17 protein-coding genes are annotated in these 17972 nt (G+C 60.1%); 13 read left to right on the top strand and 4 right to left on the bottom strand.

Annotated elements, in window-relative coordinates; all coding sequences use genetic code 11:
• The first annotated feature begins 159 nt into the window (after positions 1–159).
• Genes THS5294_RS12090 through THS5294_RS12075 form a run of 4 tightly spaced genes read left to right on the top strand, consistent with a single transcriptional unit; the run spans position 160 to position 3671 of the window.
• Complete coding sequence (locus THS5294_RS12090; protein ID WP_058123965.1) at positions 160–1044, top strand: metal ABC transporter substrate-binding protein; 885 nt, start codon at positions 160–162, stop codon at positions 1042–1044.
• A complete protein-coding gene (locus THS5294_RS12085; RefSeq protein ID WP_058123964.1) occupies positions 1041–1952 on the top strand; it encodes a manganese/iron ABC transporter ATP-binding protein in 912 nt (303 codons plus the stop codon). The genes THS5294_RS12090 and THS5294_RS12085 overlap by 4 nt, the downstream gene beginning before the upstream one ends.
• Positions 1945–2841 carry a metal ABC transporter permease gene (locus THS5294_RS12080; RefSeq protein WP_052068421.1) on the top strand — a complete coding sequence of 299 codons (897 nt, stop codon included), beginning with the start codon at positions 1945–1947 and terminating at the stop codon, positions 2839–2841. The genes THS5294_RS12085 and THS5294_RS12080 overlap by 8 nt, the downstream gene beginning before the upstream one ends.
• Positions 2838–3671: a metal ABC transporter permease gene (locus THS5294_RS12075; RefSeq protein ID WP_058123963.1), complete on the top strand. Its 834-nt coding sequence runs from the start codon at positions 2838–2840 to the stop codon at positions 3669–3671. The genes THS5294_RS12080 and THS5294_RS12075 overlap by 4 nt, the downstream gene beginning before the upstream one ends.
• On the opposite strand, the gene THS5294_RS12070 is transcribed toward THS5294_RS12075, so the two are convergent.
• The 4 genes from THS5294_RS12070 to glyA form a co-directional block, all read right to left on the bottom strand.
• Entirely contained in the window at positions 3668–4960 is a 1293-nt protein-coding gene (locus THS5294_RS12070) for a homoserine dehydrogenase (RefSeq protein ID WP_058123962.1), read from the bottom strand. The genes THS5294_RS12075 and THS5294_RS12070 overlap by 4 nt on opposite strands.
• 72 nt (positions 4961–5032) lie before the next feature.
• Positions 5033–5311, bottom strand: a complete 279-nt coding sequence (locus THS5294_RS12065; protein WP_058123961.1) for a hypothetical protein — start codon at positions 5309–5311, stop codon at positions 5033–5035.
• Between the two features lie 61 nt (positions 5312–5372).
• Positions 5373–6236: a hypothetical protein gene (locus tag THS5294_RS12060; protein WP_058123960.1), complete on the bottom strand. Its 864-nt coding sequence runs from the start codon at positions 6234–6236 to the stop codon at positions 5373–5375.
• A gap of 236 nt (positions 6237–6472) precedes the next feature.
• Positions 6473–7768: a serine hydroxymethyltransferase gene (gene glyA, locus THS5294_RS12055; RefSeq protein WP_058123959.1), complete on the bottom strand. Its 1296-nt coding sequence runs from the start codon at positions 7766–7768 to the stop codon at positions 6473–6475.
• Positions 7769–7940: 172 nt separating this feature from the next.
• Here glyA and THS5294_RS12050 point away from each other — a divergent pair, with 172 nt between their 5' ends.
• The 9 genes from THS5294_RS12050 (at position 7941) to murC (ending at position 17972) form a co-directional block, all read left to right on the top strand.
• Positions 7941–8708 (top strand): NAD kinase, encoded by a 768-nt coding sequence (locus tag THS5294_RS12050; protein ID WP_058123958.1) that lies wholly within the window; start codon positions 7941–7943, stop codon positions 8706–8708.
• A gap of 119 nt (positions 8709–8827) precedes the next feature.
• Positions 8828–11104 carry an NADP-dependent malic enzyme gene (locus THS5294_RS12045; protein WP_058123957.1) on the top strand — a complete coding sequence of 759 codons (2277 nt, stop codon included), beginning with the start codon at positions 8828–8830 and terminating at the stop codon, positions 11102–11104.
• Between the two features lie 60 nt (positions 11105–11164).
• Entirely contained in the window at positions 11165–12511 is a 1347-nt protein-coding gene (gene aroA / locus THS5294_RS12040; RefSeq protein ID WP_058123956.1) for a 3-phosphoshikimate 1-carboxyvinyltransferase, read from the top strand.
• Between the two features lie 57 nt (positions 12512–12568).
• Positions 12569–12967, top strand: a complete 399-nt coding sequence (locus THS5294_RS12035; RefSeq protein ID WP_058123955.1) for a GFA family protein — start codon at positions 12569–12571, stop codon at positions 12965–12967.
• A complete protein-coding gene (locus tag THS5294_RS12030; protein WP_058123954.1) occupies positions 12964–13593 on the top strand; it encodes a (d)CMP kinase in 630 nt (209 codons plus the stop codon). The genes THS5294_RS12035 and THS5294_RS12030 overlap by 4 nt, the downstream gene beginning before the upstream one ends.
• Before the next feature lie 99 nt (positions 13594–13692).
• Positions 13693–14223 carry a hypothetical protein gene (locus THS5294_RS12025; RefSeq protein WP_058123953.1) on the top strand — a complete coding sequence of 177 codons (531 nt, stop codon included), beginning with the start codon at positions 13693–13695 and terminating at the stop codon, positions 14221–14223.
• Positions 14224–14311: 88 nt separating this feature from the next.
• Complete coding sequence (locus THS5294_RS12020) at positions 14312–15472, top strand: peptidoglycan glycosyltransferase FtsW (protein ID WP_038003626.1); 1161 nt, start codon at positions 14312–14314, stop codon at positions 15470–15472.
• On the top strand, positions 15472–16569 hold the full coding sequence (locus THS5294_RS12015) for a UDP-N-acetylglucosamine--N-acetylmuramyl-(pentapeptide) pyrophosphoryl-undecaprenol N-acetylglucosamine transferase (RefSeq protein ID WP_058123952.1): 1098 nt from the start codon (positions 15472–15474) through the stop codon (positions 16567–16569). Before THS5294_RS12020 ends, THS5294_RS12015 begins: the two co-directional genes overlap by 1 nt.
• Positions 16566–17972, top strand: a complete 1407-nt coding sequence (gene murC, locus THS5294_RS12010; RefSeq protein ID WP_058123951.1) for a UDP-N-acetylmuramate--L-alanine ligase — start codon at positions 16566–16568, stop codon at positions 17970–17972. The genes THS5294_RS12015 and murC overlap by 4 nt, the downstream gene beginning before the upstream one ends.

Below are 17972 nucleotides of genomic sequence, written 5' to 3'. Positions count from 1 at the left end.
GCTCGTTGTCATTCATGCTTTTTGCTACTGGACTGCACTTGGACTTGAACCTTGGTAAATTATCCCTAATTGTTCCTTATTGCGATCCGTTCGCAACTTTGGCCTGCCTATTTGCAAATGCTTCTTAAAAACACTATGATCCAAGCGACAGGAGAGACAATGTTCCGACTGACCTCAGCGACCCTCGCTCTTGGCCTTATGGCCGCCCCGGTTTTCGCAGATGATAAGCTAAAGGTGGTGACGACTTTTACCGTTATCGCGGACATGGCCGCGAATGTTGCGGGTGACGCGGCAGAGGTGGTTTCGATCACCAAGCCCGGTGCGGAAATCCACGGCTATCAACCCACGCCCGGTGATCTGCGCCGCGCAGTCGATGCGGATTTGATCCTTTGGAACGGCCTCAATCTAGAACTTTGGTTCGAACAATTTCTGTCCAACCTCGGGGATATCCCATCAGTCACAGTCTCGGACGGGATTGAGCCTATCGCGATTGCAAGCGGCTCATATCAGGGCAAAACAAACCCCCACGCTTGGATCGGCGCGGATGCGGCGATGGTTTATGTTGATAACATCGCCGCGGCGATGGCCGACGCGGACCCCGACAATGCGGCGATCTATACGGCAAATGCTGCCGCCTATAAGGCAGAGATTGAGGGCGTCCTCGCACCTTTGCGCGCTCAGTTGTCCGAGGTCGAACAGGAGAAACGCTGGCTCGTGACCTGTGAGGGCGCGTTTAGCTACCTTGCCCGCGATTTCGGCCTGCAAGAGTTGTATCTGTGGCCCATGAATACCGACGCTGTGGGCACACCGCAGCAGGTGCGTGCGGTGATTGATGGCGTGCGGGAAAATGATATTCCCGTCGTTTTCTGCGAAAGCACGGTAAACACCGCCCCGGCCGAGCAGGTCGCGCGTGAAACGGGGGCTAAGTACGGTGGCGTTCTGTTTGTCGACAGCCTCAGTGAACCAGACGGCCCTGTGCCTACGTATCTGGATCTGCTGCGCGTCACTTCTCAAACCGTTGTGAAAGGTCTGACCGCCGAATGACATCGCCCAATGCCCCTTTCGACCAATCGGGCATTTGTGCTCGGGATGTCACTGTCACTTACCGCAACGGCCACACGGCACTGCGCCACGCAAGCTTTGAGATACCGCGCGGCACGGTGACGGCCTTGGTCGGGGTCAACGGGGCGGGAAAATCTACGCTCTTCAAGGCGATCATGGGGTTCGTGCCGGCTGCAAGCGGCACGATCACTCTAATGGGGCGTACGGTGAAACAGGCGCTCAAAGACAACATCGTGGCCTATGTCCCCCAAGCCGAAGAGGTCGATTGGGCTTTCCCGGTGTTGGTCGAGGATGTGGTGATGATGGGCCGCTATGGCCACATGGGCATGCTGCGCCGGGCGCGCGCTGCGGACCATGCCGCCGTGACCCAAGCGTTGGAGCGTGTGAGCATGCTCGACTACCGTCATCGTCAAATCGGTGAGCTGTCGGGCGGTCAGCGAAAGCGTGTTTTTCTGGCGCGCGCCTTGGCGCAAAACGGGCAAGTCATCTTGCTCGATGAGCCGTTCACCGGCGTGGATGTGCAGACCGAGGAGCAGATCGTCAAACTTCTGCGTGAGTTGCGGGATGAAGGACGTGTGATGCTGGTCTCGACCCATAACCTTGGGTCAGTACCAGAGTTTTGTGATCGGACGGTCCTCGTTAAGGGCACCGTGCTGGCCCATGGCCCGACCGAGACGATTTTCACTCGCGCCAACCTAGAGCGCGCGTTTGGCGGTGTGCTGCGCCACTTTACCTTGGGTGGGGATGAGCTGCACGACGACGATGATGGTCGCGAGGTCCGGATCATTACAGACGACGAACGGCCCTTTGTCATGTACGGCGAACGCGATGCGGAGCCTCCGGCCAAAGAAGCCGACAAAACCGCGGGCAAGGCCTCAAGCGATGCTTGAACCCTTTGCATACAGCTACATGGTCAATGCCATGTGGGTGAGCGCGCTGGTGGGAGCGGTCTGTGCATTCCTGAGCGTCTATCTGATGCTAAAGGGCTGGTCGCTGATCGGCGATGCGCTGTCCCACTCGGTCGTGCCGGGGGTGGCGGGGGCCTATATGCTGGGCCTTCCGTTCGCCTTTGGGGCGTTTATCGCTGGTGGCTTGGCGGCCGGCTCGATGTTGTTTTTGTCCAACCGCTCTGGCCTCAAATCCGATGTGATTATCGGGATTATCTTTACGGGGTTCTTTGGGTTGGGGCTGTTCATGGTTTCGCTCAACCCGATTGCCGTGTCGGTCCAAACGATCACGATGGGCAATATCCTCGCGATCACGCCCGAAGACACGCTGCAATTGGTGATCATCGGGGCGGTTTCCCTGACGGTGTTGCTGGTCTTGTGGAAGGACCTTTTGGTGACATTCTTTGACGAAAACCACGCACGATCCATCGGATTGCGGCCGGATCTGTTGAAAGTGATTTTCTTTACCCTGCTGTCGGCCAGCGTCGTGGCCGCGATGCAGACTGTTGGGGCGTTTTTGGTTATCGCAATGGTCGTGACGCCGGGAGCGACGGCGTATCTGTTGTGTGACCGGTTCGAGCGGCTTTTGATGACGTCTGTGTCTATCGGAGCTGGGACCAGCTTTGCCGGGGCATACGTGAGCTACTTTCTGGACGGGGCCACGGGCGGGATCATCGTGGCGTTACAAACGCTTATCTTCCTCGTGGCATTTGTCTTTGCGCCGAAACACGGGCTTTTGGCATCCCGGGCCAAGTCGCGCGCGGCGTTGAAACGTCCCATTGAGGACCCGGTCCACGTAGGCATCGATGCGCGGCTAGAGGCAAGCAAATGATCGACACGATCCTTCTGCCCTTTCAGTTCGCCTTTATGCAAAAAGCCTTTTGGATTGCGCTTTTGGTGGCGCCTCCTGCCGCGATGCTGTCGTGTTTTTTGGTGCTCAAGGGCTGGGCGTTAATGGGCGACGCGGTGGCGCATGCCGTCCTGCCGGGCATTGTGTTGGCCTACATCGCGGGGTTGCCGTTGATTTTGGGCGCGTTCATCGCGGGCATGGGGTCGGCTGTATTGACGGGCTATTTGGCTGAAAACAGCCGCGTCAAACAGGACACGGTGATGGGGGTCGTATTTTCGGGATTTTTCGCCGTTGGGATCATCCTGTTTGTAGCATTCCCGTCGGACGCGCACCTTGACCACATCCTCTTTGGCAACATGCTGGGCGTCGGCACGGCTGATTTATGGACCGCAGGGCTGATTTCAGTCGGGGTGTGTGCGGTGCTGTTGGTAAAGTGGCGGGACCTGTTGTTGCATGCCTTTGATCCGGCGCAAGCACAGGCCATGGGGCTGCCTGTGAAGGTCTTGCACTACGGGTTGTTGACGCTTTTGTCGCTTGTGATTGTGGCGACGTTGTCGTCGGTCGGGCTGATCCTTGCGATTGCCTTGTTGATCACACCGGGGGCAATTGCATTTCTAGTGGTGCGCAGCTTTGGCGCGATGCTGGTCGTGTCCGTCAGCGTTTGCACCTTGTCGATGATCGCGGGTGTATACGCGAGCTTCTTTATCGACGTGGCCCCTGCGCCCACCGTTGTCTTGATCCTGACAGCTTTGTTCTTGGTGGCCTTCACATACCGTGTTCAGGCCACCAAAGCTGCGTCGCGCCGGGCTTAGACGTTCTGGATTTGCAGAGCGACTGGCGCTCCTACAACCGTCGCAATCTGTGTCAGCGCGCTTACCGCACGGTCCAAATCATTGGGCGCGCAGGCGTGTGTGACGATCAACACGGGCGCCGTATCTGCGTCAGAGTGATCATACTGACGCATCCGGTCGATCGAAATACCCGAGTTGCCCAGCGTGGTGGCGACCTGTGCCAGCGCGCCAGGTTCATCGCGCAGCGTCAGACGCAGATAATAGGGGCAGGGCGTGGCCGATACGGCAGGGGCCGCCTTTGCCAAGGAAGCGGCGGGTTGGCCAAACACGGGCAGATCAATGCCGCGCGCCAGATCACACACATCCGCCATGACCGCGCTGGCCGTAGGGCCTTCGCCGGCACCGGCGCCGCGCATCACGATTTGGCCGACCGCGTCGCCTTCGAGGACGACCATGTTGGTGCCCCCCTCCAACTGGCCCAAGGGTGAGCTGGCGGGCACCAGGCAGGGGCGCATGCTTTGCTGTAGACCTGCGTCGGTCATCTGCGCCAGACCCAACAGCTTGATCTTATAGCCCATGTCGGCTGCCCGGCTGATGTCTTCGATGGTGATCGCGCCAATCCCCTCAAGGGCCACGGCGTCGAAATCGACCTGTGTGCCGAACGCGATGCTGGCCAGCAGGGCCAGCTTGTGGCCCGCGTCGATGCCGCCCACGTCTAGGTTAGGATCAGCCTCCAAGTAGCCCAAATCATTGGCTTCTTGGAACACGGTGTCATAGGGAAGGCCCGCGCTTTCCATCCGGGTGAGGATGTAATTGCAGGTGCCGTTCATGACGCCCAACACGCGGGTCATTGCGTTTGCGGCCAGCCCCTCTGTCAGGGCTTTGACGACGGGTATACCGCCCGCGACAGCCGCCTCAAACCGGATTTGCGCGCCGTTTGCCTCCGCCAATTCAGCCAACGCCTGACCGTGAACCGCCAAGAGCGCTTTGTTCGCGGTGACAACGCTTTTGCCCAAGGAAAGAGCAGCCTCAGTGGCGGCTTTGGCGGGGCCGTCTGTGCCGCCCATCAATTCAACCAACACGTCCACATCATCGCGTTTCGCGAGGGCGACGGGATCATCCTCCCACGCGTAGGCGGAGATATCGATGCCGCGATCCTTGCTGCGCGAGCGCGCGGACACTGCCGTGATTTCAATAGAGGTGCCAGTGCGCGCGGACAGCATCGCGGCGTGGTTTTGGACGATCTTGACCGTCCCGGTGCCAACCGTTCCCAAACCTACAACGCCTAGTCGAAGAGTGTCTTTGCGCATTGGAGGCTCCATGGTGTGTTTTGCGTTAAACCGGAGATAGCTCAGCCGCTTCTGGCGTGCAATGCGCCTTGGTTAAAGAGCCGCCTCACGGAGCGCATCGGCGCGCGATTGTAGGGCTTGACGGCGAGTATCCAGATCAACCGGCGCAGATGGCGCGGGGAGGGCGGCTTGGGGCATGTCATTCGGGGTCTCTGCTGGGGGCAGAGTGGCCAAAAAGGGCGCAAGGGGGATCAGTTCTGGGTAACCCGAGGCCTGTGCTGCGGGCGAAACCGTCGATGAAACGTCGGGCAAGTCTGCGCAACTGCTCAGCGCTAGGGTGACGGACAACAGAATGGGGGGTGTGCTGCGCAAAACTCATGCTCCGGTGGTTGCGCGGCCAAAGTATGGGGGGCACGCCCCCCACGCAAGGGGCTTAGGTCCGCCTGCGTCGCGCCCATCCCAAAAGGCCAAGCGCCGCGAGCAAAGCCGCCCCCGATGCTGGCAGTGGCACAGGTGCAACCGGATCGGCAGGAACCGGTGCCAGCCTCGTGATTGGAAACACACCTGAGGCAGAGGTAATGGTCACACCGCTTGTCACCTCAACACCCAGTTGCGATTTCATCGATAGCGACGCCCCGGACAGATCACCCGGCATATCCGTGGACACAAAGGCATCCACCCGCTGCATCCAGCGCATATTGAACGTGTAGGGCGGGCCAAATGCGTCCTCTGGGATGACATTCAGATGCAATTCCAGTCGATCATATTTGAAGGCATTCGGCCCCAATTCCGGCGCGGCCTTACGCTCACCGGATCGGACCATTGGGCCTCTGCCCGGGGAAGTCGCGTCCGGCGCATACATGCTCATGGAGGCGGCACTGGTGTTAGCAGGCTCATGGCCATGGGACGTGCCTGTTATATCCATGAAAAATGTGATGTCGCCCACACCGGAGAGCGTGAAGGTATCCACCATGGCGATCATACCGCCGCCGCCAGTGTCACATGTCGCGCCACCGGCCACACAATAGTCGCGGAAAATGAGGCCATAGGCGTTGGTCTCAATCGTGCCTGCCCCCGGGTCCACGCGTGCGCCCATCGTGCCCCAACCGGTTTCGCCCGAGGCATTCACATAGGTGCCTGAGCTGTCGTACATGATGTCGTTATTGTACCAATTGTATTGCACACCTTGGTTGTACCCGTAGATCGACGCATAGGTTGTGACAGCTGTCGCATCTTGGGCGATCAGTGAAAAAGCAGTGGCTGCGATGCATCCGCGCGCCAGGCCGAAAAAGCGCATTTATTCTAATCCTTAATAAAGGCTTAAGTAGTGGCATATTTTTGCCATTCGATCAATGAATCTGGTGGGTGTAGAGCGCGGCAAAAGCGGGCGGTACGCCCGTTGTGCAGGTGGATAGACGTGCCAGATGCCGCGTAAATCCCAAAGCATGAGCAGAAAAAAGCCCGCTCAACATCACTGTCGAGCGGGCTTGGTTTTTGCGACGGGTCTGCGGGGATATCCCGCCGACGCCTGACTTAGAGGTTGGGATAGATCGGGAAACGATCGCACATCGCTTGAACGCGGGCGCGGACGCTGGCTTCGACTTCTGCGTTGCCGTCTTCGCCGTTTGCCGCAAGGCCGTTCACAACCTCAACAATCAGATCGGCGATTTCGCGGAACTCAAGCTCACCAAAGCCACGGGTGGTACCGGCAGGTGTCCCAAGGCGGATGCCGCTGGTGACCATTGGGCTTTCGGTGTCGAACGGGATGCCGTTCTTGTTACAGGTGATGTGGGCGCGGCCGAGGGCTTTCTCAGTTGCGTTGCCTTTGACGCCTGCTGGGCGCAGGTCGACCAACATTAGGTGCGTGTCGGTGCCGCCGGTGACAATATCAAGACCACCTTTGATCAACTGATCCGCAAGCGCCTTGGCGTTCGCGATCACTTGGGTCTGGTACTCTTTGAAGCCGGGCCGCAGGGCCTCACCAAAGGCTACGGCCTTACCTGCGATCACATGCATCAAGGGGCCGCCCTGAATGCCGGGGAAAATCGCCGAGTTGAACTTTTTCGCCAGATCCGCGTCGTCCGTTAGGATCATGCCGCCACGGGGGCCGCGCAGCGTCTTGTGCGTGGTCGTGGTTGCCACATGCGCGTGCGGGAAGGGCGAGGGGTAGTGGCCCGACGCCACGAGGCCTGCAAAGTGCGCCATGTCGACCAGCAGGTAGGCGCCAACGCTATCGGCAATTTCGCGCATCCGTGCAAAATCGATGACACGTGGGATGGCCGAACCGCCCGCAATGATCATCTGAGGTTTGTGCTCAGTCGCAAGCGCTTGGACTTGGTCGTAGTCCAGCAGCAAATCGTCTTCGCGCACGCCGTATTGGATGGCGTTGAACCACTTGCCCGATTGGTTGGGCTTGGCGCCGTGGGTCAGGTGACCGCCCGCATCAAGCGACATGCCAAGGATGGTGTCGCCGGGCTTTAGCAGAGCCTGGAACACACCTTGGTTCGCTTGGCTGCCAGAGTTGGGCTGTACGTTTACAAAGCCACAGCCGAACAATTCCTTGGCACGGTCCCGTGCAAGGTTCTCGGCCACGTCGACGTATTGGCAGCCGCCATAGTAACGGCGTCCGGGATAACCTTCGGCGTATTTGTTGGTCAGGACCGAGCCCTGAGCCTCCATCACGGCTTGAGAAACGATGTTCTCAGAGGCGATCAGTTCGATCTCATCGCGCTGACGGCCAAGCTCGTCTTGCATGGCGGCGTGAAGCTCCGGATCGCTTTCGGCGATGGAGGTGGTGAAAAAACCGGGGGCGCGGTGCGGGGCGTTCATAGGCTCTCTCCTGAGGTGCAGACGTTTTACGTTGCGCGTTGTGTAAGGGGTTGTGCGCCCGGTGGGAAGTCTGGAATGCGCACATGTATACCCCGGGAGCGGCAAAAGGGCCCTCTTGTGTTTCGGATCGGCCCGAGTGCAGTGTTTTGGAAACCAACGGAGTGTTTTTGTCATGCCCGCTGCGCGGAATATTTGTTTCATGGCCTCACCGGCCGCCGACGCGCAGGAAGCATTGGCCGCGCTGACAGCCCGCTATGGCCAGTTCGACCCGCAAGACGCCGATGTGATCGTGGCTTTGGGGGGCGACGGTTTTATGCTGCAAACCTTGCACGGCAGCATGGGGGTCGACGCGCCCGTTTACGGTATGAATCGCGGCACGGTCGGTTTCTTGATGAACGAATATGCCGAAAACGGCCTGATTGAGCGCCTTGAAGCGGCAGAAGAGGCTGTGACCCATCCGCTCAAGATGACCGCATGGACAGCGGATGGCAGTTCGGTTGAGGCGTTGGCCATCAACGAGGTGTCCTTGCTGCGCGAGGGGGCGCAAGCCGCCAAACTGCGTATATCGGTGGATGGGCGCGTGCGTATGGATGAGTTGGTGTGTGACGGCTGTCTTGTTGCCACGCCAGCAGGGTCCACCGCCTACAATTACTCTGCCCACGGGCCAATCCTGCCAATCGGGTCCGACGTTTTGGCCGTGACGGCGATGGCGGCATTTCGGCCCCGGCGTTGGCGCGGGGCGTTGTTGCCGTCACGCGCGGTGGTGCGGTTCGACGTGCTGCAACACGAAAAGCGGCCTGTGCGGGCGGACACCGACTCCCGCTCCGTCAGCGGTGTCGTGCGGGTGAATATCTACTCCGAGACCGCAATCGCGCATCGGTTGCTGTTTGATCCCGGTCACGGGCTAGAAGAACGGCTGCTGCGGGAGCAGTTTACCTAAGCCGTTTGTTGTGCGGCGGGGTGCCGCGTGCAGCGCTACAATTTCCAGTGGTGACCCGGTTTCGTTTCCGATAGGAAATAAATAGTTTAATGGTGAACCATTTCTGAAGGGGAGGGAATATGGCCGAGGAATTCAAAGAAAGTCTTCGCACAGCCGCGCTGCGGTATCACGCTGAAGGCAAGCCGGGCAAGCTAGAGATCCGGGCCACCAAGCCCTTGGCGAACGGACGTGATCTTGCGCGGGCCTACAGCCCCGGGGTCGCCGACGCCTGTACCGAAATTGTGGCCGACAAGGCCAATGCCAACCTCTATACCGCGCGCGGGAACCTGGTGGCCGTGGTCACCAATGGCTCGGCTGTTCTGGGGCTTGGCAATATCGGTGCACTGGCCTCCAAGCCGGTGATGGAGGGCAAGGCCGTTCTCTTCAAGAAGTTCGCCGACATTGATTGCTTTGACATTGAGCTGAACGAATCTGACCCAGAGCGGTTGGCCGACATTGTCTGCGCGCTTGAGCCGACGTTCGGCGCCATCAACCTGGAAGACATCAAAGCCCCCGATTGCTTTATCGTTGAGAAGATCTGCCGCGAGCGGATGAACATCCCCGTATTCCACGATGACCAGCACGGCACGGCGATTGTTGTGGGGGCTGCCGCGCTTAACGCGCTGAAGGTGGTCGGCAAAGATTGGGCCGACATCAAGGTCGTCTCGACGGGTGGCGGTGCGGCTGGCATCGCGTGCCTGAACATGCTGCTTAGCCTTGGTGTCAAGCGTGAGAACGTCTATCTGTGCGATATCGCGGGCCTCGTTTACGAGGGCCGGGTCGAGGAAATGACACCTCAAAAGGCGGCCTATGCGCAGGGCACCACACCCGCGAGCCTTGGTGACGTGATCGAAGGGGCCGATCTCTTCTTGGGCCTGTCCGGTCCCGGCGTTTTAAAGCCTGAGATGGTCGCCAAAATGGCCAAGCGCCCGATTGTCTTCGCGCTCGCGAACCCCACGCCAGAAATCCTGCCCGAAGAGGTGCGCAGTGTTGCCCCCGATGCGCTGATCGCCACGGGTCGCAGCGATATTCCCAACCAAGTCAACAACGTGCTGTGTTTCCCGTTTATCTTCCGCGGGGCGCTGGACGTCGGTGCGACCGAGATCAACGAGGCGATGAAAATCGGCTGTGTCGAGGGCATCGCTGCCCTTGCGCGCGCCACTACTAGCGCGGAGGCCGCCGCCGCCTACGCTGGTGAGCAGCTGACATTTGGGCCTGACTACCTGATCCCCAAGGCCTTTGATCCGCGCTTGATGGGTGTCGTGGCAAGTGCTGTGGCGAAGGCCGCGATGGAAAGCGGCGTCGCCACCAAGCATGTCGATATCGAGGCCTACAAAGAGCAGCTTGATGGATCGGTATTCAAATCCGCACTCATCATGCGGCCCGTGTTTGCGGCGGCGGCCAACGCCGAACGTCGGATCGTTTTTGCCGAGGGTGAGGATGTCCGCGTATTGCACGCCGCCCAAGCCGTGGTTGAGGAAACCACCGATGTGCCAATCCTGATCGGGCGGCCCGAGGTGATCGAGGCGCGCGCGGAAAAAGCGGGCCTGACCGTAAGGCCCGGCCGCGATTTTGAGATCGTGAACCCGCAAAGCGATGCCCGTTACCGCGAATACTGGGAGACATATCACGGTCTGATGGCACGGCGCGGTGTGGCCCCCGATTTGGCGCGCGCGATCATGCGCACGAACACCACCGCGATTGGCGCGGTTATGGTGCAGCGCGGTGAAGCGGATTCGGTTATTTGCGGTACCTTTGGCCAATTCCTGTGGCACCTGAACTATATTGAGCAAATCCTTGGTCGCGACGGTCTCAGCCCGGTTGGCGCGCTCAGCCTCATGATCCTAGAGGATGGCCCATTGTTCATCGCGGACACACACGTCCACGCGGAACCCACGCCTGAGCAGATTGTGAATTCTGTCATCGGGGCTGCGCGCCACGTGCGGCGGTTTGGGGTACAGCCCAAGGTTGCGCTGTGTTCGGGCTCTCAGTTCGGGAACCTTGATAGCCGATCGGGCCGCGTCATGCGTGAGGCATTGCGCCAGTTGGATGCGCAACAGCTTGATTTCGCTTACGAAGGCGAGATGCATGTCGACAGCGCGCTCGATCCTGAACTCCGGGATCGCTACTTGCCGTGCTCACGGCTGGACGGGGCTGCAAACGTCCTCGTCTTTGCCTCTACGGACGGGGCAGGGGCTGCGCGCAACATCCTCAAAATGCGTGGCGGTGGCCTAGAGGTTGGACCGATCTTGATGGGCATGGGCAACAAGGCGCAGATCGTAACACCATCGATTACGGCGCGTGGGTTGCTGAATATTTCGGCTTTGGCGGGGACACCGGTGAAATCCTACGGGTAGGGCACTGGCATCCGGGCGTGTGGGCGTCTATCACGGGCGCAAACCAAATATGAGGCCTCCATGTCCGCCCACGGCACCCCCATTCCGATGACCTCCCGCCCTTGTGGCCCGCTCAACGGCGAGGCCCACGTGCCCGGCGATAAGTCGATCTCTCACCGCTCGCTCATTTTGGGGGCGATGTCGGTGGGAGAGACCATCGTCACCGGGTTGCTTGAGGGGCAGGATGTTTTGGATACCGCCAAGGCGATGCAGGCCTTTGGTGCTGACATCACGCGGGATGAGGATGGCACATGGCATGTGTACGGCGTCGGTGTTGGTGGTTTTGCCGAGCCTGATCAAGTAATTGACTGCGGCAACTCCGGCACGGGCGTGCGGTTGATCATGGGCTGCATGGCGACCTCTGATATGGCAGTGACGTTCACGGGCGACGCGAGCTTAAACAAACGCCCTATGGCGCGCGTGACCGATCCGCTCGCATTGTTCGGTGCGCAATCTGTGGGCCGCTCTGGCGGGCGCTTGCCTATGACAGTTGTCGGGGCCGCGGACCCTGTGCCTGTGCGCTATGTCGTGCCCGTGCCCTCGGCTCAGGTGAAATCAGCCGTTCTGCTGGCGGGGTTGAATGCGCCGGGTCAAACGGTTGTGATCGAAAAGGAAGCGACCCGCGACCACACAGAGCGGATGCTTGCCGGCTTTGGTGCAGAAATCTCGGTGGTCGACACGCCGGAGGGGCGCGAAATCACCCTAACCGGCCAGCCAGAACTGAGTGCTCAAACAATTGTCGTGCCTCGCGATCCTTCCAGCGCGGCATTCCCGGTCTGTGCGGCACTGATCGTGCCGGGCTCGGATGTGCTGGTGCCCAACATTGGCCTGAACCCAACACGCGCGGGCCTGTTTGAAACGCTGCGCGATATGGGTGCTGATCTGACGTACGAAAACCTCCGTGAGGAGGGGGGCGAACCTGTTGCCGACCTGCGCGCGCGGTATTCCACCAATATGCGTGGCATTGAGGTGCCGCCCGCTCGTGCTGCCAGCATGATTGATGAATATCCAGTGCTGTCGGTTGTCGCGGCACACGCCACGGGGCGGACCGTGATGCGCGGCGTCAAGGAGCTGCGCGTCAAGGAATGTGACCGCATCGACGCTATGGCCAAAGGTCTGCGCGCCTGCGGTGTCACCGTGGACGAAGGCCCCGACTGGTGGGAGGTTGAGGGCATGGGCCCCGGCGCAATGCCCGGCGGCGCCACCGTCGAGGTTTTCCTTGATCACCGCATTGCGATGTCTTTTCTTGTGGCTGGTATGGCTGCAAAAACCGCTATCACCGTCGAAGACGGCGGGCCAATCGCCACATCTTTCCCGATCTTTGAGGGGTTGATGGCGGATTTGGGTGCGGATTTGGTGAAAGCCTGAAAACATTTAGGGGCGGGTTCCCGTGTGGGGCCTCGCGGTTCAGGAAAGGAACGCGCAGTGCAACGGGGCGGATGTTTGTGTGGGGCGATCACATACGAGGTAACGGGCGCATTGGGGCCAGTGACCGCGTGCCATTGCACCCAATGCCGCAAACAAACCGGCCACTACGCCGCTGCTGTGCCCGCACCTTGGGGCGATGTGACCCTGTCCGGCACGCCGAAATGGTACAACAGTACACCCGGTGCTCGGCGCGGATTTTGCGGAACCTGCGGCAGTTATTTGTTTTGGGAAGAATACGATGGATTGGTCTATCTGATGGCGGGCGCGTTTGATGCACCAACGGGGCTGCGCATGGATGGCCACATCTACTATGCCGATAAGGGCGACTACTATACCGCAGGCGAGGATTTGCCCTGTTTCGCGGCGGGCCGATCAGGACCGGAGGTCCCTTCATGAGATTTACGGTCGCGATTGATGGCCCGGCTGCGGCGGGCAAGGGCACTATTTCCAAGGCGGTGGCCGCGTATTTTGACCTCGGGCATTTGGACACGGGTCTGCTGTACCGCGCGGTCGGGCGTAAGGTGCTGGATGCGGGCATGGACCCGGTTCAGGCCGCGAAGACACTGATGGCCGAGGACCTGAATGCAGAGGGCCTGCGCACCGCTGCCGTGGCACAGGCCGCAAGCAAGGTCGCAGTGATCGCCGATGTACGCGCTGCCCTCGTGGATTTTCAGCGGGCTTTTGCCACGCGCTCAGGGGGCGCGGTGCTGGACGGGCGCGACATCGGCACCGTGATTTGCCCACGTGCGGAGGCCAAGCTTTATGTCACTGCGCGCGCCGAAGTTCGGGCGCATCGTCGTTGGCTGGAACTTTCAGAAAAGGACCCGAGCCTTACGCTGGAACAGGTCCTTGCCGATGTAGAGGCCCGCGATGCCCGCGACCGCGACCGGATTGAGGCGCCCTTGGTTGCAGCGGATGATGCGCTCGTGATTGATACCTCTGATCTCGCAATTTCAGAGGCTGTGGCTAAGGCGGTTGCGCATGTTCAGTCATGTAAAGAATTTATTATCAATAATTTATGATCTTAACTTCATGTAATCGATCATGCCACGCACGAAGTTGTGGTTTGTCTGATGGCTTGGGTGCGTTCTAGGCTTCTCCTGACCTACAGGAGATTTCATATGCGCTTTCCGCCCAGCCTGATTATCGCGGTTACCCTTGGGGCCTTTGTGTTCGCCGCGCCCGCTTATGCGCAAGAACGTGCCATGACGCTGGAGCGGATGGGCGCGATTGTCCAAACCATCGACCCAGAGGCGCAGGTATTTGCCACCGGTTTTCAACTGACGATTGAGGATATCCCGGTCATCATTGTCTCGGACCCCGCGGCTGATCGTATGCGGGCGATGGTCCCGATCCGCAGTGCCGAAGGTTTGGAGCCGGGCGAATTGATGCGGCTCATGCAGGCCAATTTCGACACAGCGCTTGATGCCCGATACGCCGTTGCCAACGGGCGGTTGTGGGGCACATTTATTCATCCGCTCAGCCCGCTGGAGCGGGAGCAATTCATTTCCGCGTTGATCCAAACCGTCAATCTGGCCCGCACATATGGCACACTTTATTCCGGTGGGGCGCAGACCTTTGGCGGTGGCGACAGCAACGGCCTTTACCAAGAGCTTTTCAGCGAATTGCTGCGCAAAGGAGAGGACATTTAAGTGGCCACAGGCCTGTCTTTGGGGTAGGTTAAAAGGATAAGCCCAAAATGGGCATGAGCAGAACATATTAGACCAAAGCAGGCATCCCATGACGGAAATGGCCCATGGCACGGTGATCGTGCAACCGGGCGAGGCGATCCTCTCGCGCTGGTGGCGCACAGTGGACCGTGTCACCCTGACATGTATTTTCATCCTTTTTGCGATTGGCCTTTTGCTGGGCTTTGCGGCGTCGCCGCCTTTGGCTGAACGCAATGGCCTGATGCCCTTTCACTACGTGCTGCGGCAGGGTGTGTTTGGCATGATGGCGCTGTCGGTGATGTTGGTCGTGTCGATGCTGTCGCCGACCCAATTGCGCAGGCTTGGTGTGTTGGGCTTTTTCGCGGCGTTTCTGGCGGTTGCGATGTTGCCGGTTTTTGGGACCGACTTTGGCAAAGGTGCCACGCGGTGGTTCTCATTGGGGTTCGTGTCGGTGCAGCCCTCGGAATTTCTCAAACCTGTCTTCGTCATTTTGTGCGCGTGGTTGATGGCCGCGAGCCAAGAGTTGAACGGGCCTCCGGGCAAGACGTTCTCCTTCATTGTCGCCGTTTGCACCGTTGGTTTTTTGGCGACACAGCCGGACTTTGGTCAATCCGCACTGATCATCGCGGCGTGGTCGACGCTGTATTTCGTGGCCGGAGCGCCAATGATTTTGCTGACCGGCTGTATCGGGTTGGTCGTGGCAGGGGGCGTTGTCGCCTATTCCTCGTCTGAACACTTTGCGCGCCGCATCGACGGTTTTCTCAACCCAGAGGTCGATCCGACCACCCAGATGGGGTTCGCCACGAATGCCATCCGCGAGGGCGGATTTTTCGGCGCAGGCGTGAATGAGGGACAGGTCAAATGGTCCTTGCCGGATGCTCACACCGACTTCATCATCGCCGTTGCAGCCGAAGAATACGGCTTGATCCTCGTGTGGATCATTATCGGATTGTTTGCGCTGATCACGGTGCGCTCGCTCTTTCGGCTGATGCGAGAACGGGATCCGTTTATCCGCCTCGCTGGGACCGGGTTGATCACATTGTTTGGGCTTCAGGCGTTCATCAATTTGGGCGTCGCGGTGCGGGTTTTACCCGCCAAAGGCATGACCCTGCCGTTCGTCAGCTACGGGGGCTCGTCGCTGATTGCGATGGGGATTCTCGTGGGGATGCTGCTGTGCTTTACCCGCACGCGGCCCCAAGGCGAAATTGGTGACATGCTGAGGCGCCGTTGATGGGCCCGTTGTTGGTCATCGCTGCGGGCGGCACGGGCGGGCATATGTTTCCTGCGCAGGCCTTGGCTGAGGATATGTTGGCGCGCGGCTGGCGGGTGGTCTTGTCCACTGATGCCCGTGGCGCGCGCTATGCGGGCGGTTTTCCGGATGCTGTCGAAAGACGCGTGGTATCCTCGGCAACCTTTGCGCGCGGTGGGGTGCTGGCCAAGGCGCTGGTGCCATTTCGTATCTTGCGCGGGGTATTGGCCGCGCGCGCCGATTTCAAACGTGACCGGCCTGCGGTGGTTGTGGGCTTTGGCGGTTATCCTTCGATCCCGGCACTTGGTGCGGCGGTTCTTATGAAACTGCCCACGATTATTCACGAACAAAACGGGGTGCTGGGCCGCGTGAACACGCTGCTGGCAGCGCGCGTGTCTGTTGTCGCTGCAGGAACGTGGCCCGTGGCTGTGCCCGAGGGCGTCGAGCCCGTGCACGTCGGCAATCCGGTTCGTGCAGCCATCGCAGAACGTGCGGGTGCGGGCTACATCCCACCGGGGGATTATCCGCTGCGCATCGTCGTCGTTGGCGGTTCGCAGGGGGCGCGCATCCTGTCGGATGTGGTGCCGGCAGCCATTGGCCAATTGCCCGCCGCGCTGCGGGGCCAGATCAAGGTCGAACAACAGGCCCGCGCTGAGGATATCGCCCGCGTCACCCAAGCCTATGCGGACATTGATGTCCGGGCCGAGGTCGCGCCGTTCTTTGACGATATCCCCAAACGCTTCACTGAGGCGCAATTGGTCATCTCCCGCTCGGGCGCCTCGACCGTTGCGGATATCAGCGCGATTGGGCGGCCCTCAATTCTTGTGCCATTCGCCGCGGCCACAGGGGATCACCAAACCGCCAACGCGCGCGGCCTTGTGGATGCGAACGCCGCGATCATGATGCCCGAAAGCAGATTTACCCCCGCAGCCTTGGCCGAGCAGATCGCCACGGTCTTGAGCAGCCCCGAGGGGGCACAGAAAATGGCCATTGCGGCGCGGGGGCAGGGGCGTATGGATGCCGCCCAAGCGCTTGGCGCCTTGGTCCAAGAGCTTGCACACACAGGAGCGCGCCAATGAACACTGCAACCAAACTGCCCCAGGCGCTGGGGCCCATTCACTTTGTGGGCATCGGTGGCATCGGCATGTCGGGCATTGCAGAGGTGTTGGTTGAGCACGGCTATACCGTTCAAGGCTCTGACCTAAAGGCGAGCAAGATCACCAAGCGCCTTGAGGCCTTGGGGGCCACGGTTTTCGTTGGTCAACGCGCCAAAAACCTTGAGGGCGCGGAGGTTGTCGTGATCTCAAGCGCGATCAAACCGGGCAACCCCGAGCTGGACGCCGCGCGCCTGAACGGGCTGCCCGTCGTGCGCCGTGCCGAAATGTTGGCCGAACTGATGCGGTTGAAGTCCAACATTGCGGTCGCCGGGACCCACGGCAAAACGACGACAACGACGATGGTCGCAGCTCTCTTGGACGAGGGCGGGATCGACCCAACCGTGATCAACGGCGGGATCATTCACGCCTATGACAGCAATGCGCGCATGGGGTCGGGTGAATGGATGGTGGTCGAAGCAGATGAGAGCGACGGGACGTTCAACCGCTTGCCCGCAACAATCGCGATCGTCACCAATATCGACCCCGAACACATGGAACATTGGGGCACCATCGAAAACCTGCGGGCGGGTTTTGACGATTTTGTCTCTAACATTCCGTTCTATGGGCTGGCCGTGTGCTGCACCGACCACCCCGAGGTGCAGGCGCTGGTTGGTCGGATTACGGACCGTCGCGTCATGACGTTTGGTTTCAACGCGCAGGCGGATGTGCGGGCGATGAACCTAACGTTTGAGGCGGGTGTGGCGCATTTTGACATCCATCTTCAGGCCGAGGAAGAGGTGATCAAGGATTGCACATTGCCGATGCCGGGCGATCACAACGTGTCAAACGCGCTCGCCGGGGTTGCGGTGGGGCGGCACCTTGGCATGACACTGGAGCAGATTAAACAAGGTCTTGCGGCCTTCAAGGGTGTTAACCGCCGCTTTACCAAAGTCGGTGAGTGGAAGGGCATTCCGATCATTGACGACTACGGTCATCACCCTGTTGAGATCGCAGCGGTGCTGCGTGCCGCTCGTCAAAGCGTGGGCGACGGGGGCAGGGTGATTGCGGTTCACCAGCCGCACCGGTTCTCGCGGCTCCATACGCTGTTTGATGATTTTTGCAGCTGCTTCAATGATGCGGATGTTGTCGGCATCGGTGAGGTTTTTGCCGCTGGTGAGGACCCGATCGAGGGCGCGGGCCGCGATGATCTTGTGGCAGGGTTGATCCGCCATGGCCATCGTCACGCGCGGGCCGTCACCTCCGAGGATGATCTGGAGCGTTTGGTGCGGGAACAGGCGCGCGAGGGCGATATTATCATCTGCCTCGGGGCGGGTACGATTTCGGCTTGGGCCAACGGTCTGCCAGCGCGCCTCGCGGCCAGCTAA

The organism is Thalassobacter stenotrophicus (assembly GCF_001458315.1).
GTDB classification, from domain to species: domain Bacteria; phylum Pseudomonadota; class Alphaproteobacteria; order Rhodobacterales; family Rhodobacteraceae; genus Thalassobacter; species Thalassobacter stenotrophicus.
The sequence above is the reverse complement of the archived record's forward strand: the minus strand, read 5'-3'. Positions and strand labels throughout refer to the sequence as shown.